Source organism: Flavobacterium hauense, from assembly GCF_054457175.1.
This window is the reverse complement of the sequence record NZ_JBTKVX010000008.1, coordinates 1-20164: the sequence shown is the minus strand read 5'-3', so window position 1 is coordinate 20164 and position 20164 is coordinate 1. Positions and strand designations below refer to the sequence as shown.

Sequence of the window (20164 nt, the reverse complement as noted above, 5' to 3'; positions counted from 1 at the left end):
GTGATGATGAATAAGTGTTCGTAGTAGATGGGTTTTTGGGACTGTATTTATGCCAGACGAATGCAACATCTCTAAACAAGAAATAAAACAAAAAATCCCGATCTTTCGAACGGGATTTCTCTATATCTGAAAAAGAAAATTATTTTCTTTTGATCACTTTTTCAACAGCTTCGATAATAGCTGCACTGTTCAGTTTGTACTTGTCCATAAGCTGGGCAGGTGTTCCTGATTCTCCAAAAGTATCGTTTACTGCAACAAATTCTTGTGGAACAGGGCTGTTAAGCGCAAGCACACGTGCAACGCTTTCTCCAAGTCCGCCAATAATGTTATGTTCTTCAGCAGTTACAATGCATTTTGTTTTAGCAACCGATTTAAGGATAGCCTCATCATCAAGTGGCTTGATAGTGTGAATGTTGATAACCTCTGTAGAGATACCTTTAGCCTCAAGAGCTTCGGCAGCAACAAGAGCTTCCCATACAAGGTGACCTGTAGCTACGATGGTAACGTCAGTGCCTTCATTAAGCATCACTGCTTTTCCGATTACGAAATCCTCACCTGTCTCAGAAGTGAAGTTTGGTACAGACGGACGTCCAAAACGAAGATAAACCGGTCCGTGGTGCTCAGCGATAGCAATAGTAGCCGCTTTAGTCTGGTTGTAGTCACACGTGTTGATTACCGTCATGCCCGGAAGCATTTTCATCAAACCGATGTCTTCAAGTGTTTGGTGTGTTGCGCCATCTTCGCCAAGAGTAAGTCCGGCGTGAGAAGCACATATTTTTACGTTTTTGTCAGAGTAAGCAACCGACTGGCGAATCTGGTCATAAACCCTTGCAGTAGAGAAGTTAGCAAAAGTTCCTGTGAAAGGAATCTTTCCGCCAATGGTCATGCCTGCAGCCATACCAATCATGTTAGCCTCAGCGATACCTACCTGAAAGAAACGCTCAGGGTGGTTCGCTTTAAAGTCGTCCATCTTAAGCGACCCGATAAGGTCAGCACAAAGGGCAACTACATTTTCGTTAGTTTTTCCAAGTTCAGTTAGTCCCGCTCCAAAACCTGAACGGGTATCTTTACTTCCTGTATTTGTATATTTTTTCATGTTCTTTTTAAGTAGTGAGATTTTAGTGTTGAGTATTGATATTTTGTAGTGAGCGTTATCTCACATCTCAATTCTCATATCTATTATCTAAAAATTAATAGTCGCCTAAAGTAATTGCATTCTGGTCAAACGCTTTTTGAAGCTGCTCATCGTTTGGCGCTTTACCGTGCCAAGCGTGTGTATGCATCATAAAGTCTACACCATTACCCATTTCGGTATGAAGAAGAACGCAAACCGGTCTTCCTTTGCCTGTTCTTGATTTAGCGTCAAGCATACCTGCGATAATAGCTTCTATGTTGTTTCCTTGCTGAATTTCTACAACGTCCCATCCGAAAGCAACAAATTTAGCACTGATGCTACCCATGTTAAGTACTTCGTCAGTTGGTCCGTCAATTTGTTTACCGTTAACATCAATTGTAGCAATGTAGTTGTCTACTTTGTAAGCCGAGGCATACATCATAGCTTCCCAGTTTTGTCCTTCCTGAAGCTCACCATCACCATGAAGACTGTAAACAAGTTTGTTGTCTCCGTTAAGTTTTTTGGCTTGTGCTGCACCAATGGCAACGCTCATTCCTTGACCAAGAGATCCTGAGGCCATACGCACACCTGGTAAGCCTTCGTGTGTAGTAGGGTGACCCTGAAGTCTTGAGTTTAATAGACGGAAAGTAGCAAGCTCGGCTACAGGGAAGTATCCGCTTCTGGCAAGTACGCTATAGAATACAGGAGAGATATGTCCGTTAGAAAGGAAGAATAGATCTTCGCCAATACCGTCCATGTCAAAACCTTCTTTGCGGTCCATTAAAACCTGGTAAAGGGCTACCAAAAATTCTGTACAGCCAAGCGATCCTCCGGGATGTCCTGAGTTTACCGCGTGCACCATACGAAGGATATCCCTTCTTACCTGAGTCGTTAAGTCGTTAAGTTGTTGTGTGTTAGGCTTCATTTTTTCTGTTAAAGTTAAACTGGTGCAAAGATAATCAGATAATTCGATTTCGGAAGCCGCACATTCCACATTTCCAAAAAGTTATGAAAGCAGTGTTTATAAATAAAAATATTCCCGTAAAACGATGATTTTTACGGGAATATCTCATTAATTTATAAAAAGGGCTGAAAGGCTTTTACTCTTTCTTTGTGAAAGTTACGCCATGGCCGCCCTGTACGATAAGGAAACTTTTAGTTTCGGGCTTAAATGTTATGGTAATGCCGGCAGCATCAAACTTAAAAATGTTCTTTTCGGATGACTCAATAGGGAAGGCGCCCTGTCCGCTGGCCTGTGCCGTCAATGTGCTTCCATTTTTTGCAATGATGAATGAAACAGGCATTTCGGACGTAGTGTAAGTGCCTGTATAAGCGTTAAGCTCGGCATCGGTATACGCAAAGGTTTTAAAGCTCGGTATCTCAAATGGCTGGTTGAAAACCCAACTTAAAGCCGCAATGGCAATGTCGTTGTTACTGATGCTGTTTCCGTTAGAAGTCAGGGCAAATGTAACTTTATCTTCAGGGAAATAGGCCAGCATTGAGCTGAATCCGTCTATGCCGCCTGTGTGCCCGTAACCTTTTCTATGGTTGAAAGGGATCATGAATAAACCCATTCCGTAGTCGTCACTAATGGTTTTCATCTGTTCTAAATTTTCCATGGTAATGAGCTTGCCAGCAAAAAGAGCTTCGATAAAGCGCGAAAGGTCGTTAGGGTTGCTCACCATGGCACCTGCTCCCATAGGAACCGACATGTCTGTTTCAGGAGATTTTGCCCAGCTACCGTCAAACTCATACGAATAGGCTTCGTTACTAGCAGGGTTTATCTTTCCGCCAAAGTAGGTGTTTTTAAGGCCAAGGGGCTTGATTATCTTTTCGTCTGCGATGGCTTTAAAAGGCTTTTTGTATGTTTTCTCAAGGATATAGCTAAGTAAAACGTAGTTGGAGTTGCTGTAATTACCCTGTGTTCCCGGTTCAAAGTCGGCAGGTGCTTTAGCGATTATGGCAACCAGTTCGGCTTCCGTTTTAGCCTGGGTCATCCAGCTTGTATAATCTTCATCATCAGTAAAGCTGTGGATTCCGCTGTGATGGTTCAGCATTTGCGCTATCGTGATTTTAGAAGCATTAGGGATGGTAGGAAAGTAGGCCGAAAGATTATCGGTAAGCTTCAGTTTCTTTTCTTCGATGGCTTTAAAAATCAGTACAGCGGTAAAGGTTTTTGAGATGGACCCAATCCTGAATTTGGTGTTTTCGTTGATTTTCTGGTTCTTATCCTTGTCGGCAAAGCCAATGGATTTGGTGTAGATGGTCTTACCGTTCTGCGATACCGCTACGGTGCCCATAAACTTATCATTTGCCTCAAGGGCGGCAAAATACTGGTCAAGTTTTGTTTTGTCCGGCACTTGGGCAAAGGTAGTAAGTGCGATAAAAAAGCAACCTAATGCAAGCGTAATCCTGTTTTTCATGATTTGAGATTGTTGGTTTGAGATAAGACGGGAAAACCCCTGTGTTTGTTACAGGAATTGTGAAGTTTTTGAGTTTCAAAGTGGCAGAGTGGCAGAGTTTCAAAGACCGTTCGCTCCATCTCATCCCCGGGCGACAACAACACTGCAAAGGTACGAACGATATTGCCCTTGTTTACTGAAGCCATTCTTTCAGTAATGGTTTTCCCCGCACCCCCTTTCCAAAAACTACAATTAAAATTCCATTTTAAATTATATCTTCATTTACATTTCCATCTACATCTCCTATATAGTCAACCATTTGGTTGACCATTATACCGAGCATTTTAGATATTGGTTTTTTAATTTTTCAGTCTAATGCTTTTGTTTTTAATGGGATAGATGCTTATTGATGAATATCGCAAGCACAAAGTGCAATATTGTTTTGTGACATATATGATTATATAAAAAAAACCTGCCCAATTGTGAGCAGGTTTTGCTATTTTAATGAGTCAGATTTAAGCAGGAGAAATGGTAACTATAACTCCTGTTCCTGCCGGTGTCCATGCAATGGTAACACCTGATTGAGTTATACTCATAAAGTCTCCCATTGGGCCAACGTTTCCGCCAACAATTGAAGTAGAAGGATTACCTTCGATGCTTACAAAGAATTTGAATTTACCCCAGCGAAATCTCGAACCATAGTTGGCATAGGCAGTATTTCCGCTTATTTGATTGGTATTTGTATTTACATTCCATGAAGGTATAAGGTTGTAAGGAAGGCCTGGGGCTCCCGGTACATCATAATTTGTAGTTGAAAAAGGTGCTACTGTAATAAGGCCCTGTGAGTTGCCTGAAGTTGCAACTTCAGGTGTAAGTCCGCTGCCAATTGGGGGGTAAGTTATTAATTGATAGCTAACATAGAATTGTGTGTTGTTTACAATTTTTAGTGGTGCTGTGCTTGCAAATGAGTATGCCGAAGTTATCATTAGCAATAAAAGAAGTAATTTTTTCATAATGTTAGTAGATGGATTAGTTTTTTGAATTTAGTTTTTTGATTTGTGCAAGATTCAGATCGAGCGCCTGACTGATGATTTCAAAATCTGTAGCACCTGCTTTAATTGCCTCATTATTATCTTTAAGATATTTTTTAGCATTTTCAAGTGTAAGTTTTTTGTGTTCGGCACCGTTGATCTCGCCTCTTTCGAATTTTTTTGCATTGACAGCAAATGACTTTTCAAAATTGGTCATTTCGACAGTTTTTTTGACAACGGCAGTAGTGTCTTTACCTACGTCGTTGCCAACATCATTGCTGCATGACCATGTAATAGCAGACAGCGATAAAAGAGAAAGTAGTAGAATATGTTTTCTCATAATAATTCGTTCCCAGTGCATAATTGCTTGAGGCTGCTGAGCGGAACATTTTATCCAGCCTTCGAACGATTTCCGGAAAGTTTACTTAAACTTAATATCTTTATAATCAATAATATATTTGCTTTATCATAAATTTAACATAAATAAACCTGTTTAATTAAAGCACTACTTTTGTATAATTATCAGATAAATTTCATAGTTGAAATTTGCATATTGAGTAACTTGTTTTTATGGTTTTAGAAAGGAAGTTCGTGATTGGAGTCTCATATGGGAAGTAGAAGCATCAGAATCCAATGGAACACTATAATGAAGGTTAGGCGGATGAACGCAGGTTAGGTTCAGGTCAAACTAATCATTCAGCCTCAAATAACCGAATAACCAAATCAACAAATCCACCGTAATTGCCTATCTTTGCCCGCTGTAAAAGAGAGCCATGAAATTTGACCTTATCACCAAAGACCCGCAGTCTAAAGCAAGGGCGGGCAGTATAACCACCGACCACGGTGTTATTGAAACCCCGATATTTATGCCTGTAGGTACGCAGGGTACCGTAAAAGGGGTGCACCAGCGCGAACTTAAGAATGACATCAACCCTGATATCATTCTTGGGAATACCTACCATTTATACCTTCGCCCGCAAACTCCTATACTGGAGCAGGCAGGCGGACTGCACAAATTCATGAATTGGGATAAGCCTATCCTTACCGATAGCGGAGGATACCAGGTGTATTCCCTTTCGGCTAACCGTAAGATCAAGGAAGAGGGGGTGAAATTCAAATCGCACATTGATGGGTCATATCATTTCTTTTCGCCGGAGAGCGTAATGGAAATTCAGCGTACCATTGGTGCCGATATCATCATGGCTTTTGATGAATGTACACCTTATCCGTGCGATTACCGTTATGCAAAACGTTCTATGCACATGACGCACCGCTGGCTTGACAGGTGTATTACACACCTTGAAAAGCTTCCGTTCAAATACGATTACACTCAGGCGTTCTTCCCAATCGTTCAGGGAAGTACTTATACTGACCTAAGAGCGCAATCTGCCGAATATATTGCCAATGCAGGCGCTGTGGGTAACGCCATTGGCGGACTGTCTGTTGGCGAGCCAGCCGAAGAGATGTATGCTATGACTGATATTGTATGCAGCATCCTTCCGGAAGACAAGCCCCGTTACCTGATGGGGGTTGGTACACCTATTAATATCCTTGAAAATATAGCCCTTGGGGTAGATATGTTCGACTGTGTTATGCCTACGCGTAATGCACGTAACGGTATGCTTTTCACGGCAAACGGAACTATCAATATCAAAAACAGGAAGTGGGCTGATGATTTCTCGCCAATAGACGAGATGGGCATCACTTTTGTTGATACTGAATATACCAAGGCTTATTTAAGGCACCTTTTTGCTGCTGATGAATTCCTAGGTAAACAAATCGCTACGATTCACAATCTTGGCTTCTATATGTGGTTGGTTCGTGAAGCAAGAAAGCATATATTAGCAGGAGATTTCCGTGAGTGGAAAGACATGATGGTAAAAAACATGAGTCAAAGGCTTTAATTATATAACTGTAAAGTAATACGTTAGTGAAAATAATAGACTGGTACATTTTAAAACGCTACCTGGCCACATTTTTTGTAATGCTCATCATGTTTATACCTATTGGTATCGTGATTGATGTGTCAGAGAAAATCAATAAGATATTGGCTAAAAAAGTGCCTTTTCTTAAAGTTGCGGCTTATTATGGCGATTTTACCATCTATTTTGCCAATCTGCTTTTTCCGATCTTGTTGTTCCTTTCTGTAATTTGGTTTACGTCTAAGTTAGCTAACAATACCGAGATCATCGCTATATTGGGGTCTGGTATTTCTTATATGCGCTTTTTAAGGCCTTATATCATAGGAGCTTCAATTGTGTGTTTTATAGCACTTATTATGGGTATATTTTTTGTGCCCGGAGCAAGTAAGGGCTTTAACGATTTTAGGTACACCTATCTTAAGAACAACTCCGAAACACGGCAGAGTGCCGATGTTTATAAGCAGATAAGCGACAACGAATATATATATGTAAGCAGCTTTAATTATCTCGAAAAGACGGGATATAATTTTAACCTTGAGAATTTTAAGGACAACAAGCTGGTATATAAAATAAATGCATCTTCTATCCGCTGGAACGAAAAAGACAGTACCTATACGCTTATAGGTTTTAATAAAAGAACAGTGGGGCCTATGGGTGATAAGCTGGAATCGCTGCCGGAGAAGAAATTCAAGTTTAACTTTAAGCCTGACGATCTTACCCCTACCATTTATGCTGCCGAGACCATGAGCCTTGGCGAACTGAACAATTTCATCGAAAAAGAGAAAGATCGCGGTTCAGGCAATATCAATGCTTACTACGTTGTGCTTTACAGAAAATATAGTATTCCTATCTCAGCATTCATACTTACGGTTATTGCGGTAGCCGTATCATCTATGAAGCGTAGAGGAGGAATGGGTGTAAACCTTGCATTGGGTATATCGCTTGCCTTTGTCTATATATTTGTAGATAAGGTTTTTGGTACCCTGGCAGAAAAATCTTCGATGAGTCCGTTAATAGCTGTCTGGATACCAAATGTTGCTTTCGGTGTCCTTGCAATATACCTGTTACGCAATGCAAGACGTTAAGCTGAAAAATTACCTGCACCTCCATTTTATAGTATTCATTTGGGGGTTTACTGCGGTTTTGGGTGCGCTGATTACACTTGATGCCCTGCCATTGGTGTGGTTCAGGATGTGTATTGCCGTGGGAATAATCCTGATTTATGCAGCAATTACTAAGGCTCCCCTTAAAATACCCTTTAAGACATTAATAGGTTTTTTGATAGCCGGACTGGTTATTGCCCTGCACTGGTTTACCTTCTTTCAGGCTATAAAGGTCTCGAATGTATCGGTTACCTTGGCCTGCCTTTCTACAGGAGCGTTTTTTACGTCTTTTCTTGAGCCTATATTCTTCGGACGAAAAATAGTGATATACGAAGTGCTGTTCGGCCTGATGGTCATCGGCGGATTGTATATGATATTTCACTTTGAAGGCAATTATCTTAATGGGATTTTGCTGGCATTATCATCGGCATTTCTGTCGGCTTCTTTCTCAATCATCAACGGAAAATATGCTACACAATACAGCTCGGTAACCATATCGTTTTATGAGTTGCTGGGTGGGATATTCTTTTTTTCGGTATACCTGCTGTTCTCGGGCAGTTTTACCCCCGAATTTTTTAATGTATCGGCGTCTGACTGGCAATGGTTGTTCATACTGGGTTCATTCTGCACCGCCTATGCCTTTATTGCATCAGTTCACGTAATGAAATACCTGAGCCCGTATACAGTAATGCTTACTATAAATATGGAGCCTATCTATGGGATAATTCTTGCAGTACTGGTGTTTAATGATAAGGAAAAAATGAGCGTTTGGTTTTATGCCGGCGCCGCTATTATACTGACTACCGTGATACTCAACGGGATACTAAAAAACAGAGCGAAAAAGATAAACTAAATGGCTAAGGGTATTTCCTAAACCGCTTAAAATTCTATCTTTGCAGTTCGTATTAAAATTAAAAATCTGCCATACTATGGAATATTTAGATTTTGAACTTCCTATCAAGGAACTTGAAGACCAACTGGATAAGTGTACAATTATAGGCCAGGAGTCTGACGTGGATGTATCTGACACATGCAAGCAGATCGAAGAAAAACTGGAAGAGACCAAAAAGAAAATATATAAGAACCTTACTGCGTGGCAGAGGGTTCAGTTGTCAAGGCACCCTAACCGTCCTTACACCATGGATCATATAAAAGCGCTTTCGGGCGATACGTTCCTTGAGATGTTTGGCGACCGTAGCTTTAAAGATGACAAAGCGATGATTGGCGGCCTTGGAAAAATAGGCGGGCAGTCGTTTATGATCATCGGGCAGCAAAAAGGGCACAATACCAAAACAAGGCAATATCGCAACTTTGGTATGGCAAACCCTGAAGGGTACCGTAAAGCACTTCGCCTAATGAAAATGGCAGAGAAATTCGGCATTCCGGTAGTGACTTTAGTAGATACTCCGGGAGCATATCCGGGTCTTGAAGCTGAGGAAAGAGGGCAGGGAGAAGCTATCGCAAGAAATATTTTAGAGATGGTACGCCTTAAAACACCTATCATTACCGTTATAATAGGTGAAGGAGCTTCGGGAGGAGCATTAGGAATAGGTGTGGGTGATAAAGTATACATGATGGAAAACACATGGTACTCTGTAATTTCACCGGAATCTTGTTCTTCTATCCTTTGGAGAAGCTGGGAGTACAAAGAGCAGGCTGCTGAAGCGCTTAAGCTTACTGCAACTGACATGAAAAAGAACGGCCTGATCGATGATATTATACCTGAACCGCTTGGCGGAGCCCACTATGACAGGGAAACTGCATTCACGGAGGTAGAAAAATATATCCTTAAAGGATACAACGAACTAAAAGACTTATCAACAGAGCAATTAGTTGCTCAAAGAATGGATAAGTATAGCAAAATGGGCGAATTCAAGGAATAATAGGCCATAAAAGCATTAATTAGTCCGAAGCCCCACGGCTTCGGATTTTTTTTGGCTTATCAACAAAATTTGTTTATTTATCAACATGTAATATAGTGGTTATCAACAACCCCTCTTAACAATTGCTTAACGCTAAAGCCGCTATTTTAATTACTTTCGTACTATGGAAAATATCAGGAACGTAAACCCCGTAAAAGTTGATAAGACAACCATTATCAACCTCGAGAAAGGCAAGCTGCCACCGCAGGCGCTCGACCTTGAGGAGGCTGTATTGGGAGCCATGATGATTGACAAGAAGGGGGTTGATGATGTTATTGATATCCTCCAGCCAGATGCTTTTTATAAAGATGGGCACAAGCATATTTATGAGGCTATTGTTGAGCTTTTCAACGATACGCAGCCTATTGACTTGTTAACAGTATCGGCGCAGCTAAAAAAATCGGGAAAACTGGAATTGGCAGGGGGTGATTTCTACCTTATCCAACTTACGCAGAAGATATCTTCGTCGGCTCACATTGAGTTCCACTCAAGGATCATCCTTCAAAAATACATTCAGCGAAGCCTTATCAGGATATCTAGCGAGATCATCGAAGAATCGTATGACGAAACCACCGATGTATTCGACCTTCTTGATAAAGCCGAATCAAAATTATATGAAGTTACGCAGGGTAACATCAAGCGAAGCTCAGAAACTGCGCAGAGTTTGGTTATCCAGGCTAAGAAACGTATCGAAGAGATTGCCGGAAAAGAAGGTTTGAGCGGTGTCGCTACAGGTTTTCATGACCTTGACAAGCTTACTTCTGGATGGCAGCCATCGGATCTTATCATTATCGCGGCACGTCCGGGTATGGGTAAGACCGCGTTTGTACTTTCGATGGCACGAAATATTGCGATCGACTTTGGGCACGGGGTTGCGCTATTCTCACTCGAGATGTCCTCAGTGCAGCTTATTACCCGTCTGATTTCGAGTGAAACCGGCCTTTCGTCAGAGAAACTGCGTACCGGTAAGCTTGAAAAACACGAATGGGAACAATTAAGTATTAAAGTAAAAGACCTTGAAAAGGCACCTCTTTACATAGATGATACACCATCACTGTCTATTTTTGATCTTAGGGCAAAAACACGAAGGCTGGCATCGCAGTATGGTATCAGGATGATCATCATCGACTACCTTCAGCTGATGACTGCCGGAGGAAGCGGAAAAGGCGGAGGTAACCGTGAGCAAGAGATCTCGACTATCTCGAGAACCCTGAAAGCACTGGCAAAAGAACTTAACGTTCCGGTTATTGCACTGTCACAGTTATCGCGTGCGGTAGAGACCAGGGGTTCGAGCAAGCGACCGCTGCTATCGGATCTAAGGGAGTCGGGTGCGATCGAGCAGGATGCGGATATCGTATCGTTCATTTACCGACCTGAATACTACAAAATTGATGAATGGGATGACGAGGAGCGTTCTCCAACACAAGGGCAAGCCGAATTTATCGTGGCAAAACACCGTAACGGTGGATTGGATAACATCAGGCTGAAGTTTATTGGAAACCTTGGTAAGTTTGACAACCTTGATGACTTTGGCTCACCATTTGACGAATTACCATCGAGCATGAACAGCAACAATGATTTTATCAGGAACCTGCCATCGGCTAACGATGCTTTTGGAAGCAATATGAACAGCGGACCGTCTAACGATGATGACGTTCCGTTCTAAGAAGTAAGATAATCAACCTAACCGAGAATATATATGGGGAAAACTACACATGAAGACTTCGTGCTAAGCGAAGCAATACGACAAATGGATGTTAACGGTGCCGAACATATCACTGTAGAAGATTAAGCGGCATTATTCCATCGACTAAACATCAAACTAATAAAAGTGCATCCGGGAAGGGATGCACTTTTTTTTGAGGGAAAAAAGAGTATAAAAAAAGCCGCTTCGTTAAAAGCGGCTTTTTCAATTATTTTTTAGACTCTTCTACAGATACTTTTCTGAAGTCTTTTAGAAGTTTGCTTAGCTCTAGAGCAGATTTACGAGCTCTTGTTCCAGCAGCTTTGTTACCTTTTTCGATGTGAAGCTCAGCTTCAGCTTTGAATTTTTCAATCTCGGCGTTGATTTGAGAGAATAGATCTTTCATGGTTGTTGCTTATAATTAAATTAGGTTGCAAAAATAGCGTTTTTGCTGTATTTACAAGGGTTTTTAGAATTATTTGATGTTATTTTCTTCTTAAATTTTCATTGAGGCTCTTGTTTTGGCTTTAGTGTTATAATAGGCTTCAATATCTGTCGTTAGTTTAGTATCTTTGGATTTACTAAAACAATGAAAATGCCATTCAAAAAGTTATATATCGTCCTGTTGCTGGTTATTGGTTTTTCGGCGAAAGCCTCAATGATCCTGCTCCCTATGGATGAAACATCACAGCAAAACCATTTAAAGGCTTACGGAATTACCTATTGGGCACTTGATAAAAGCTATAAGGTTAACTGGCTCCTGAATTACAGGGGAGGATCATTCCTTTTGCCCGATGCAGAGCAGGTTCGTCGGGAATGCCAGATACGTGGTGTAACCTTTGAAGTACTGAGTGATGGTGAGGCGAATGGCATCTTGGATGATATCAGCAGTCCGTCGCAGAATATGGAGAATGTTGTGCTTGAAAAAGCGCCAAAGATTGCAGTATACACCCCTCCCGGAAAACAGCCGTGGGACGATGCCGTAACAATGGTGCTTACCTATGCCGAGATTCCGTTTACTGCTATTTATGATGAAGAAGTGCTTAACGATGCACTATTATTATATGATTGGCTGCACCTGCACCACGAAGATTTTTCAGGACAATATGGCAAATTCTTCGGAGCCTACCGCAATGCACCCTGGTATATAGAACAAAAGAAAGAAGCCGAAGCATTGGCTGCCAAACTAGGTTACAATAAAGTATCGCAGGAAAAACTGGCCGTTGCCCAAAAGATCAGGAACTTTGTGATTGGTGGCGGATTCATGTTTGCCATGTGTTCGGCTACCGACAGTTTTGATATTGCACTATCTGCCGAAGGTGTTGATATTTGTGAGACGATGTTTGACGGCGATGCAAGCGAACCGAATTACCAATCTAAGATCGATTATAATAATTCGTTTGCCTTTAAGGATTTTATACTGGAGCGTAATCCGCAGGTATATGAATTCTCGGATATTGATACCACAAACGGGCGTACTGTACTAATGGATAGCGATTACTTTACACTGATGGATTATTCGGCAAAGTGGGACCCGATTCCGTCTATGTTATGCCAAAACCATACACAGCTTGTGAAAGGCTTCATGGGGCAGACAACTGCTTTCAAGGCTGATAAAGTAAAATCAAGCGTACTGGTTATGGGTGAGAACAAACAAACTGGTGAAGCGCGTTACATACACGGTACTAAAGGTAAGGGTATGTTCACGTATTATGGTGGCCACGACCCCGAAGATTACCAGCACAGGGTAGGCGATGCGCCTACGGTCCTTGACCTGCACCCTAACTCACCGGGCTACCGACTTATCCTGAACAACGTGTTGTTCCCGGCGGCAAGGAAAAAGAAACTTAAAACATAGTTTTGTGTGATATCCGAAGTAGGATGTTTGTTCAAATAAAAAATAAGAAAAGTCTGGTATAATTATTATATTAGGCTTTTCTTATTTATAGTATATGGAGCGAAAATACCTTTTGTATTTCTTACTTATTGTTGTTTTTTTATTGGGATCATTTAATTGTAAAGCACAATTTTCGGAAAATGAAGTGCGTGATTTATTACTGAAGATAGATGAGTCACTGGGTAGTATTAAAACGGTGGTTTATAAAATTGATCATAACAATAAGGCATTATCATTAAGAGATACTCTTCATACCACTGCAATATGTTCTTTATACATCGCTCCGAAGGATAATATGAAAGCCTATAATATTGTTGATTTAGAATTTTATGACTCAAAAGGGCATACTTATGGGCATAGGCGATATGATGGGAAAAGAGCTTTTTGGGTAAATTACTCAGTAGATTCTCTTAGTATGGATATTCAACCTGATATAGAAAGTAAAAAAAAGATTGCTGAAGGGATAGTAGATAATTATAGTAAAGTTTTGCTGCGAGAGTATTTATTTCATAAAAAGCCTTTTGGGAGATATGAGTCTTCTGCAGGAATGATTAAGGTAGATGAAGAGATTTTTAAAAATATTCCCGTTTATGTGCTTACTATAAAGTTTAAAGATCATGATGACGTAAGAGATAATGTAGAAAAACACTATATCAGAAAATCTGATTTACTGCCCATAGCGCATTCTGATTTTTTAAGATGGGAAAACATGGAGCAATACAACTATTATGAAGTTAATTATTTAGCTATTAATCCGAATATTCCTTTAGAAGAGTTTACCGTAGCCAAAAATGAAACTATTAATGCTGAAGAAAGATATAAAATGTTTCAGCAAAAAAGTAAGGTTCGATAAGTAAATTTCTAAATTCTATAGTATGAAAGTAAAAACCAATTATATAGTAGTAATCATTTTTTTGTTTATCGGCATGTTTAACGCAAATGCACAATCTTCCGATACTCAGAAAACGCTGCCTGATTTAGAAATTAAACTTCATAATGGCACAACGGCTAATCTAAACCAATTTAAGGGCAAGGTTGTTTTACTCGACTTTTGGTATAGAGGCTGCGCTCCGTGTCTGGAAGCAATACCTGATATAATAAAATTGCAGGATGAATTTAAAGATGACCTCATTATTATAGCAATTAACAATAAGGATATTCAGCAAGATGTAGTAGATTATATCAAATACAAAAAAATGAATTACCCATCATCTTATCAAACCGGCAATAATATTCCTAAACTATTTAATGTACAATATTACCCTACTACTATACTATATGATAGAGAAGGTAACCTTATAAAATTTGATTACGGTTACCGAAAAGGTGGAATAAAATCTTTACGGAAGGCTATAAAAAAAGCTTTAAAATAAGTAACGGCTCAATTGAGCCGTTACTTATTTTATCACCTTAACCGGTAATCCGCCATAAGCAGATGAACCTGCTATCTTATCAAGGTTTACATTTACATTAAGGCTGCTGCTGGTATTGATGCCAGACACATTTACTTTTAGATCGTCGCTGGTGCGAATGCCGGTAATGTTTACATCCATCGGAGAAATTGTCTTTACATTGATGCTGCCATCAGCGTTAAGCGGAACAAGACCGTAATTGGATGTGGTAACAGGCAGGGCAGGAGCGGGTGCTGGGACATTAGCGTATGCCTTAGGAATGATATCAAGTTTATCGAGGGTATTTACCACAAGGCAGAAAGCGATGACGGTAAGGATAATTTTAGTGTAGCGGTCTGTGTTCATGATTGAAAGATTTAGAATTGCTACATCTAATATAAATAAAAAACCCGCTTCATTGCTGAGCGGGTCTTTATGTAAGTAAGAATAAATATATTGTTTATAGACGATTTATTTAACCTGGTTTACGATAGCTGTAAACGCTTCAGGGTGGTTAGCAGCTAGATCTGCAAGAACTTTACGGTTCAATTCGATATTTTTAGCTTTCACCTGACCCATGAATTGAGAATAGCTCATTCCGTGAAGACGTGCACCAGCGTTGATACGCATGATCCATAGAGCACGGAAGTTTCTTTTCTTTTGTTTTCTGTCACGGTAAGCATAAACCATTGCTTTTTCTACCGCATTTTTGGCTACTGTCCAAACGTTTTTACGTCTTCCAAAGAAACCTTTGGCTTGCTTCAATACTCTTTTTCTACGAGCTCTTGATGCTACTGAATTTACTGATCTTGGCATAATTTTGATGTTTTTGTAGCAGGCGCCCTATACAATGTGTAAGGAACTTAGTGGCCATGCTCCAGGGTTATTTAATTGTTTTAACCGAAACAGCGATTAGATTAATCTTAACTGCTGTTTTACGCTTCTCTCGTCTGTCTTGTGAACAAGTGCAGAGTGAGTAAGTGCTAGCTTACGCTTCTTAGATTTTTTAGTCAGGATGTGACTCTTAAAAGCGTGCTTTCTTTTGATTTTACCTGAGCCAGTAACTTTGAAACGTTTCTTAGCAGAGGATTTAGTTTTCATTTTAGGCATTTTGTTCCTGTATTTGATTTACTCTTACTTACTTTATTGTCTTAGTCATAAAGTCTAAAGTCGTAAAATCGTAACGCCCCCTCGAGGACTTTGCGGCTTTATGACATTAGACTTTCGACTGTTTTAAACTTTTTTCTTCTTAGGAGCGATGAACATGATCATTCTCTTTCCTTCAAGCACAGGCATAGCCTCTACTTTTCCCCATTCTTCAAGATCGGTAGCAAGCTTTAATAAAAGGATTTGCCCCTGTTCTTTATAAATGATCGAACGTCCTTTAAAGAATACGAACGCTTTTAGTTTAGAACCTTCTTTAAGGAACTTCTCTGCATTCTTCTTTTTAAAGTCGTAATCGTGCTCATCCGTCTGAGGCCCGAAACGTATTTCTTTTACGGTAATCTGCGTAGACTTTGCCTTAAGCATCTTATCGCGTTTCTTTTGTTCGTAAAGAAACTTTTTGTAATCCATGATCTTGCATACGGGCGGCTCGGCGTTTGGCGAAATTTCCACCAAATCCACTTCCTGCTCTTCTGCCATTTGTAGTGCTACAGAAGTTTTGTAAAGTCCAGGCTCTACATTGTCCCCAACAAGCCTTACTTCAGGGACACGGATTGCAGCATTTGTTCTATGCGCATCTTTTTTTTCTACTCGAGGCTGGTAACCTCTGTTGTTTCTTATTGCTATGGCTTTAAATATTTAAGTTAAACTTAGAATGTTTTTAATGTTTTATCTATTTCCTGCTGTACTGCAGCAGCGAATTCTTCAATTGTCATCGACTGGTTCGACTTACCTGAGTCACCGTGGCGACGTACAGAAATCGTTCCGTTTTTCTCTTCTTCCTCACCAACGATAAGCATATACGGCATTTTCTGAACTTCAGCATCGCGTATTTTCTTGCCTATTGTTTCGTTTCGGTTATCAATTAGGGCGCGAATTTCGTGATTTTCCAGCAATTCTAAAACTTTTTTAGCATAATTTTCATATTTCTCGCTCAAAGACAATATGATAGCCTGTTCTGGCATAAGCCAAAGCGGGAAGTTTCCGGCTGTATTTTCAAGCAAAATTGCTATGAAACGCTCCATTGAACCAAACGGTGCACGGTGAATCATCACAGGGCGGTGAAGTTCATTGTCTGAACCCTTGTATGTCAGGTCAAAACGCTCAGGAAGGTTGTAGTCTACCTGAATTGTACCCAGCTGCCATTGGCGGCCAAGAGCGTCTTTTACCATGAAGTCAAGTTTAGGGCCGTAGAATGCTGCTTCGCCATATTCAACTACAGTGTTAAGACCTTTGTCTTTTGCTGCATTGATGATAGCATTTTCAGCTTTCTCCCAGTTCTCATCAGAACCAATATATTTCTCCCTGTTCTCCTGGTCACGTAGTGATATCTGAGCAGTAAAGTCTTCAAAACCAAGTGAACCGAATACATAAAGTACAAGGTCGATTACATTTTTGAACTCAGCATCAAGCTGGTCAGGCGTACAGAAGATGTGTGCATCATCCTGAGTAAATCCGCGAACGCGTGTCAGTCCGTGAAGCTCACCACTCTGCTCATAACGGTATACAGTACCAAACTCAGCATAACGCTTCGGAAGGTCTTTGTACGACCAAGGCTTCGCGTTGAATATCTCACAGTGGTGCGGGCAGTTCATTGGCTTCAGCATAAACTCTTCACCTTCGTTAGGCGTGTGGATAGGCTGGAAGCTGTCAGCGCCATACTTAGCGTAGTGGCCAGATGTTACATATAATTCTTTAGACCCGATGTGCGGCGTTACCACCTGCTCATATCCGGCTTTCTTCTGTGCTTTTTTAAGGAACTGCTCAAGGCGGTCACGAAGTGCAGCACCTTTTGGCAGCCATAACGGCAGACCCTGGCCTACTTTCTGTGAGAAAGTGAAAAGGTCAAGTTCTTTACCAAGCTTACGGTGGTCACGTCTTTTAGCCTCTTCAAGAAGCTCAAGGTACTCGGTAAGGTCTTTCTGTTTCGGGAAAGAGATACCATACACACGTGTAAGCTGTTTGTTCTTCTCATCACCGCGCCAGTATGCACCGGCAACGCTCATGATCTTGAATGCCTTGATAATGCCTGTGTTCGGAATGTGTCCGCCACGGCAAAGGTCAGTAAACGTTGCGTGGTCGCAGAACGTGATTGTACCGTCTTCAAGGTTTTCTATAAGTTCCGTTTTGTACGGGTTGTTCTCGTTTTTGTAGAATGCAAGCGCCTCAGCCTTAGTAGCCGAACGCATAGTGAACTCATGCTTCTCCCTTGCGATCTCCAATACTTTGTCCTCGATGGCTTTAAAATCCTTATCGGTAACAGTATTATCGCCAAAGTCTACGTCATAGTAAAAACCGTTATCGATCGCAGGACCGATAGTAAGCTTGATACCCGGGTACAGTTCCTGAAGGGCCTGTGCCATAACGTGCGATGTAGAGTGCCAGAACGCTTTTTTACCGTCCTTGTCATTCCAGGTGTATAATATTAGCGAACCGTCCGTCGTCAGTGGGGTCTTGGTCTCAATAGTTGTACCATTGAAGGAAGCCGATATAACGTTCCTTGCTAATCCCTCACTAATGCTCATGGCAACGTCCATAGGAGTTACCCCGGCGTCAAATTGCTTGACCGACCCGTCCGGTAATGTAATATTTATCATTTAGAAAAAATTTATAAAGCGCAAATATAACGTAATGCCTTTACACATACAATATATATATGTAGGCATTACGAATTGTTTTACATTATTTTATAAGGAATTAATAAAGGTAGTTTTTGTTGGGAGCTTTTTCCCGCTTTCCGCTATATCTGCCTTCCGTTGGTCGGCAGGATGTCGCTTTAATCGGGACTAGGGGTTGGGAAGTATTCTTCATGTCCTGTCATTTGCTTCGCCAGTGGTCAATGACCTCGAGTCGACCGTACTGCAGCGAAGTGAAAAAATCTCACTCAATGCGGAATTGTTTGAACGCGGATGACCACGGATTTGGCGGATGATCGAAGATAATCGCAGAAGTGTCAGGAAAGAAAGCCCATTTTGCCTAAAGGAGTCATTGCTTATCATACACTTATATATAGATGTGTGTCAAAAGTTACATTTTATTCCATACATATATATGTATACACGGCAATGTGCTTGTAGGCACAAGAAAGTGTGTTCTCATAACGTACTGATCAAATAAAACTCTGCGAATCTTTGCGCCGCCTTTGTGCATCTTCGCGGAATAGCTCTTACTATTATATAAGCGGAAGGAAGTTTGTATTAAACGCCTTTACTGTATTCCCGCCAAAGAACGCCGTACCGGGGCAGCTTTTGGTAGAGCCTTTGCCTTCGTCAACACGTAGTCCGCTGTTCAGGTCGTACCAATGATGGTATACGATAGACTTGTCGCTAGGCTTAAGGTTGAATTTCTGAAGCAGCATCCTGGTCAGGAAAAGGATAGTTTCGCGGTGTTCGTCGGTCATCTTGTCTTTGCCGGTATCAAAATAACCTACGTGTTCAATGCAGATACCGTTGGCATTCGCACCTTTTATGCCGGCAGGAGTAGCGTTCAGGCTGCGGCACACCATGATCTTCCCGTCGGGAAATGTGGTGAAGTTCTGCCCGATCTCCGAAAATCCTCTTTCTTTATGTGAGTTCTCCATGCTTTGGCACATCTTAAAATGATTGTCGCCTGTAAAATGGGTGTATCCGGGTATATAAGTATGGTGTTGCTGTACCAGTACTATTTTACGGCCAATCTTTTGGGTCGTGAGCCAGGTTGCGAATTCGTCGCGATCCATAAGGATGAATTTGCCTGTGGTTTTCATGTGAGTAAGGTGTTAAGTAGTTGATAATTGGATGGTTGAGTTTGTTTTGAATGAATTGTAGAGTAAAATTAAGTATAGGGCTTCATTTATTTACAGGTGTTTTTACGTGATTATGTGTTGGTTTATAGGTTGTTAGGGATATGAGTCGAGAATATGTTGTTGTATACATATATATGTATAGTGTGTTTTTGATGTAGGGTAGTGGAGAGTTAATGGAGTTGTGGGTAACTTTGAGTCTTTTTTGGACGGCTTTCAGGAATGATTTTAAAAAACCCTTCAAAAACTTTCGATTCCAAATATCAATATAACAGTCAGTTATGTTTAAAGGTTAAAATAAAGTAAAAAAAAGGTTGCTTAAAGTTTGCGAAAGCGGAAAAAGGGTCTACTTTTGCACTCGCAATAACGAAGAAGTTCACTGACATCCTGATACCGGCTAACCCTTATGAATAAAGGGATTCCTTTGAAAGAAGGAAATAAAAAAAGCTGAAATAATATTAGGAATTAAGAAAAACAATCTTACCTTTGCACCCGCTTAACGCAGCAACGTACTTTGAGATACTGACCGCATTTTCATCTTTATACTAAGGAGTGAAAATAACCGAAAAAAAAGTTTAGAAAACTTTTGGAATTAAAGGGAAAAAGGATTTATCTTTGCCCTCCCAAACCGCAAGGATGGGGAGTTCATAAAAGACTGGAAGACTTAAAAAGGTAAGCTTTAAAAAAAGAAAAATTTTTTTTTGAAAAAGCTTGCGGGATTAAAAAGAAGTTGTAGTTTTGCAGCCGCTTTGA

20 protein-coding genes are annotated in these 20164 nt (G+C 40.7%); 8 read left to right on the top strand and 12 right to left on the bottom strand.

All coding sequences use genetic code 11. The features are described 5' to 3' along the window. Positions 1–139: 139 nt before the first annotated feature. The 5 genes from ACX0HA_RS07130 to ACX0HA_RS07110 all read right to left on the bottom strand — a co-directional run bounded on the left by ACX0HA_RS07130 (position 140) and on the right by ACX0HA_RS07110 (position 4887). Positions 140–1096, bottom strand: coding sequence for a transketolase family protein (locus ACX0HA_RS07130; RefSeq protein ID WP_458844583.1), 957 nt, complete (start codon positions 1094–1096; stop codon positions 140–142). Between the two features lie 94 nt (positions 1097–1190). Next, a complete protein-coding gene (locus tag ACX0HA_RS07125; protein ID WP_458844582.1) occupies positions 1191–2039 on the bottom strand; it encodes a transketolase in 849 nt (282 codons plus the stop codon). Between the two features lie 175 nt (positions 2040–2214). After that, positions 2215–3537 (bottom strand): serine hydrolase domain-containing protein, encoded by a 1323-nt coding sequence (locus ACX0HA_RS07120; protein WP_458844581.1) that lies wholly within the window; start codon positions 3535–3537, stop codon positions 2215–2217. 494 nt (positions 3538–4031) lie between these two features. Then, positions 4032–4529, bottom strand: coding sequence for a hypothetical protein (locus ACX0HA_RS07115; protein WP_458844580.1), 498 nt, complete (start codon positions 4527–4529; stop codon positions 4032–4034). Positions 4530–4545: 16 nt separating this feature from the next. Continuing rightward, complete coding sequence (locus ACX0HA_RS07110) at positions 4546–4887, bottom strand: hypothetical protein (protein WP_458844579.1); 342 nt, start codon at positions 4885–4887, stop codon at positions 4546–4548. 433 nt (positions 4888–5320) lie between these two features. On the opposite strand from ACX0HA_RS07110, the gene tgt reads away from it, so the two are divergent. The 5 genes from tgt (at position 5321) to dnaB (ending at position 11160) form a co-directional block, all read left to right on the top strand. Next, a complete protein-coding gene (tgt, locus tag ACX0HA_RS07105) occupies positions 5321–6451 on the top strand; it encodes a tRNA guanosine(34) transglycosylase Tgt (RefSeq protein WP_458844578.1) in 1131 nt (376 codons plus the stop codon). A 26-nt stretch (positions 6452–6477) separates the two neighbouring features. Then, positions 6478–7554, top strand: a complete 1077-nt coding sequence (locus tag ACX0HA_RS07100; protein WP_458844577.1) for an LptF/LptG family permease — start codon at positions 6478–6480, stop codon at positions 7552–7554. After that, the gene (locus ACX0HA_RS07095; protein WP_458844576.1) at positions 7541–8425 is read left to right on the top strand and encodes a DMT family transporter; all 885 of its coding nucleotides are present in this window, start codon (positions 7541–7543) and stop codon (positions 8423–8425) included. Before ACX0HA_RS07100 ends, ACX0HA_RS07095 begins: the two co-directional genes overlap by 14 nt. A 76-nt stretch (positions 8426–8501) precedes the next feature. Continuing rightward, positions 8502–9455, top strand: a complete 954-nt coding sequence (locus ACX0HA_RS07090) for an acetyl-CoA carboxylase carboxyltransferase subunit alpha (RefSeq protein ID WP_458844575.1) — start codon at positions 8502–8504, stop codon at positions 9453–9455. A 163-nt stretch (positions 9456–9618) separates the two neighbouring features. Beyond that, the gene (gene dnaB, locus ACX0HA_RS07085; protein ID WP_458844574.1) at positions 9619–11160 is read left to right on the top strand and encodes a replicative DNA helicase; all 1542 of its coding nucleotides are present in this window, start codon (positions 9619–9621) and stop codon (positions 11158–11160) included. A 247-nt stretch (positions 11161–11407) separates the two neighbouring features. Here dnaB and ACX0HA_RS07080 read toward each other — a convergent pair whose 3' ends face one another. Further along, positions 11408–11584 (bottom strand): histone H1, encoded by a 177-nt coding sequence (locus tag ACX0HA_RS07080; protein WP_458844573.1) that lies wholly within the window; start codon positions 11582–11584, stop codon positions 11408–11410. Positions 11585–11773: 189 nt separating this feature from the next. On the opposite strand from ACX0HA_RS07080, the gene ACX0HA_RS07075 reads away from it, so the two are divergent. The 3 genes from ACX0HA_RS07075 to ACX0HA_RS07065 all read left to right on the top strand — a co-directional run bounded on the left by ACX0HA_RS07075 (position 11774) and on the right by ACX0HA_RS07065 (position 14448). Beyond that, the gene (locus tag ACX0HA_RS07075; protein WP_458844572.1) at positions 11774–13036 is read left to right on the top strand and encodes an asparagine synthetase B; all 1263 of its coding nucleotides are present in this window, start codon (positions 11774–11776) and stop codon (positions 13034–13036) included. A 94-nt stretch (positions 13037–13130) separates the two neighbouring features. After that, positions 13131–13928, top strand: a complete 798-nt coding sequence (locus tag ACX0HA_RS07070) for a hypothetical protein (RefSeq protein WP_458844571.1) — start codon at positions 13131–13133, stop codon at positions 13926–13928. A gap of 22 nt (positions 13929–13950) precedes the next feature. Continuing rightward, positions 13951–14448 carry a TlpA family protein disulfide reductase gene (locus tag ACX0HA_RS07065; RefSeq protein ID WP_458844570.1) on the top strand — a complete coding sequence of 166 codons (498 nt, stop codon included), beginning with the start codon at positions 13951–13953 and terminating at the stop codon, positions 14446–14448. A 24-nt stretch (positions 14449–14472) separates the two neighbouring features. On the opposite strand, the gene ACX0HA_RS07060 is transcribed toward ACX0HA_RS07065, so the two are convergent. From ACX0HA_RS07060 to ACX0HA_RS07035, 6 genes are all read right to left on the bottom strand, one after another. Next, entirely contained in the window at positions 14473–14832 is a 360-nt protein-coding gene (locus tag ACX0HA_RS07060; RefSeq protein WP_458844569.1) for a hypothetical protein, read from the bottom strand. A gap of 105 nt (positions 14833–14937) precedes the next feature. Then, positions 14938–15282, bottom strand: a complete 345-nt coding sequence (gene rplT / locus ACX0HA_RS07055) for a 50S ribosomal protein L20 (protein WP_458844568.1) — start codon at positions 15280–15282, stop codon at positions 14938–14940. A 96-nt stretch (positions 15283–15378) separates the two neighbouring features. Further along, positions 15379–15576: a 50S ribosomal protein L35 gene (gene rpmI, locus ACX0HA_RS07050; RefSeq protein WP_114757754.1), complete on the bottom strand. Its 198-nt coding sequence runs from the start codon at positions 15574–15576 to the stop codon at positions 15379–15381. Positions 15577–15699: 123 nt separating this feature from the next. After that, complete coding sequence (gene infC, locus ACX0HA_RS07045; protein WP_458844734.1) at positions 15700–16251, bottom strand: translation initiation factor IF-3; 552 nt, start codon at positions 16249–16251, stop codon at positions 15700–15702. Between the two features lie 29 nt (positions 16252–16280). Next, positions 16281–18227, bottom strand: coding sequence for a threonine--tRNA ligase (gene thrS / locus ACX0HA_RS07040; protein WP_458844567.1), 1947 nt, complete (start codon positions 18225–18227; stop codon positions 16281–16283). Positions 18228–18802: 575 nt separating this feature from the next. Then, positions 18803–19375 (bottom strand): peptidoglycan recognition protein family protein, encoded by a 573-nt coding sequence (locus ACX0HA_RS07035; protein ID WP_458844566.1) that lies wholly within the window; start codon positions 19373–19375, stop codon positions 18803–18805. Between the last annotated feature and the right edge of the window lie 789 nt (positions 19376–20164).

Excerpts from the sequence above, each read along its gene's own strand:
- tgt (WP_458844578.1), top strand. The coding sequence starts at position 5,321 with ATGAAATTTGACCTTATCACCAAAGACCCGCAGTCTAAAGCAAGGGCG.
- ACX0HA_RS07090 (WP_458844575.1), top strand. The coding sequence starts at position 8,502 with ATGGAATATTTAGATTTTGAACTTCCTATCAAGGAACTTGAAGACCAA.
- ACX0HA_RS07115 (WP_458844580.1), bottom strand. The coding sequence starts at position 4,529 with ATGAAAAAATTACTTCTTTTATTGCTAATGATAACTTCGGCATACTCA.
- ACX0HA_RS07060 (WP_458844569.1), bottom strand. The coding sequence starts at position 14,832 with ATGAACACAGACCGCTACACTAAAATTATCCTTACCGTCATCGCTTTC.
- ACX0HA_RS07080 (WP_458844573.1), bottom strand. The coding sequence starts at position 11,584 with ATGAAAGATCTATTCTCTCAAATCAACGCCGAGATTGAAAAATTCAAA.
- ACX0HA_RS07065 (WP_458844570.1), top strand. The coding sequence starts at position 13,951 with ATGAAAGTAAAAACCAATTATATAGTAGTAATCATTTTTTTGTTTATC.
- ACX0HA_RS07075 (WP_458844572.1), top strand. The coding sequence starts at position 11,774 with ATGCCATTCAAAAAGTTATATATCGTCCTGTTGCTGGTTATTGGTTTT.
- rpmI (WP_114757754.1), bottom strand. The coding sequence starts at position 15,576 with ATGCCTAAAATGAAAACTAAATCCTCTGCTAAGAAACGTTTCAAAGTT.
- ACX0HA_RS07125 (WP_458844582.1), bottom strand. The coding sequence starts at position 2,039 with ATGAAGCCTAACACACAACAACTTAACGACTTAACGACTCAGGTAAGA.
- dnaB (WP_458844574.1), top strand. The coding sequence starts at position 9,619 with ATGGAAAATATCAGGAACGTAAACCCCGTAAAAGTTGATAAGACAACC.
- rplT (WP_458844568.1), bottom strand. The coding sequence starts at position 15,282 with ATGCCAAGATCAGTAAATTCAGTAGCATCAAGAGCTCGTAGAAAAAGA.
- ACX0HA_RS07120 (WP_458844581.1), bottom strand. The coding sequence starts at position 3,537 with ATGAAAAACAGGATTACGCTTGCATTAGGTTGCTTTTTTATCGCACTT.
- ACX0HA_RS07095 (WP_458844576.1), top strand. The coding sequence starts at position 7,541 with ATGCAAGACGTTAAGCTGAAAAATTACCTGCACCTCCATTTTATAGTA.
- ACX0HA_RS07110 (WP_458844579.1), bottom strand. The coding sequence starts at position 4,887 with ATGAGAAAACATATTCTACTACTTTCTCTTTTATCGCTGTCTGCTATT.
- ACX0HA_RS07130 (WP_458844583.1), bottom strand. The coding sequence starts at position 1,096 with ATGAAAAAATATACAAATACAGGAAGTAAAGATACCCGTTCAGGTTTT.
- ACX0HA_RS07070 (WP_458844571.1), top strand. The coding sequence starts at position 13,131 with ATGGAGCGAAAATACCTTTTGTATTTCTTACTTATTGTTGTTTTTTTA.
- ACX0HA_RS07035 (WP_458844566.1), bottom strand. The coding sequence starts at position 19,375 with ATGAAAACCACAGGCAAATTCATCCTTATGGATCGCGACGAATTCGCA.
- thrS (WP_458844567.1), bottom strand. The coding sequence starts at position 18,227 with ATGATAAATATTACATTACCGGACGGGTCGGTCAAGCAATTTGACGCC.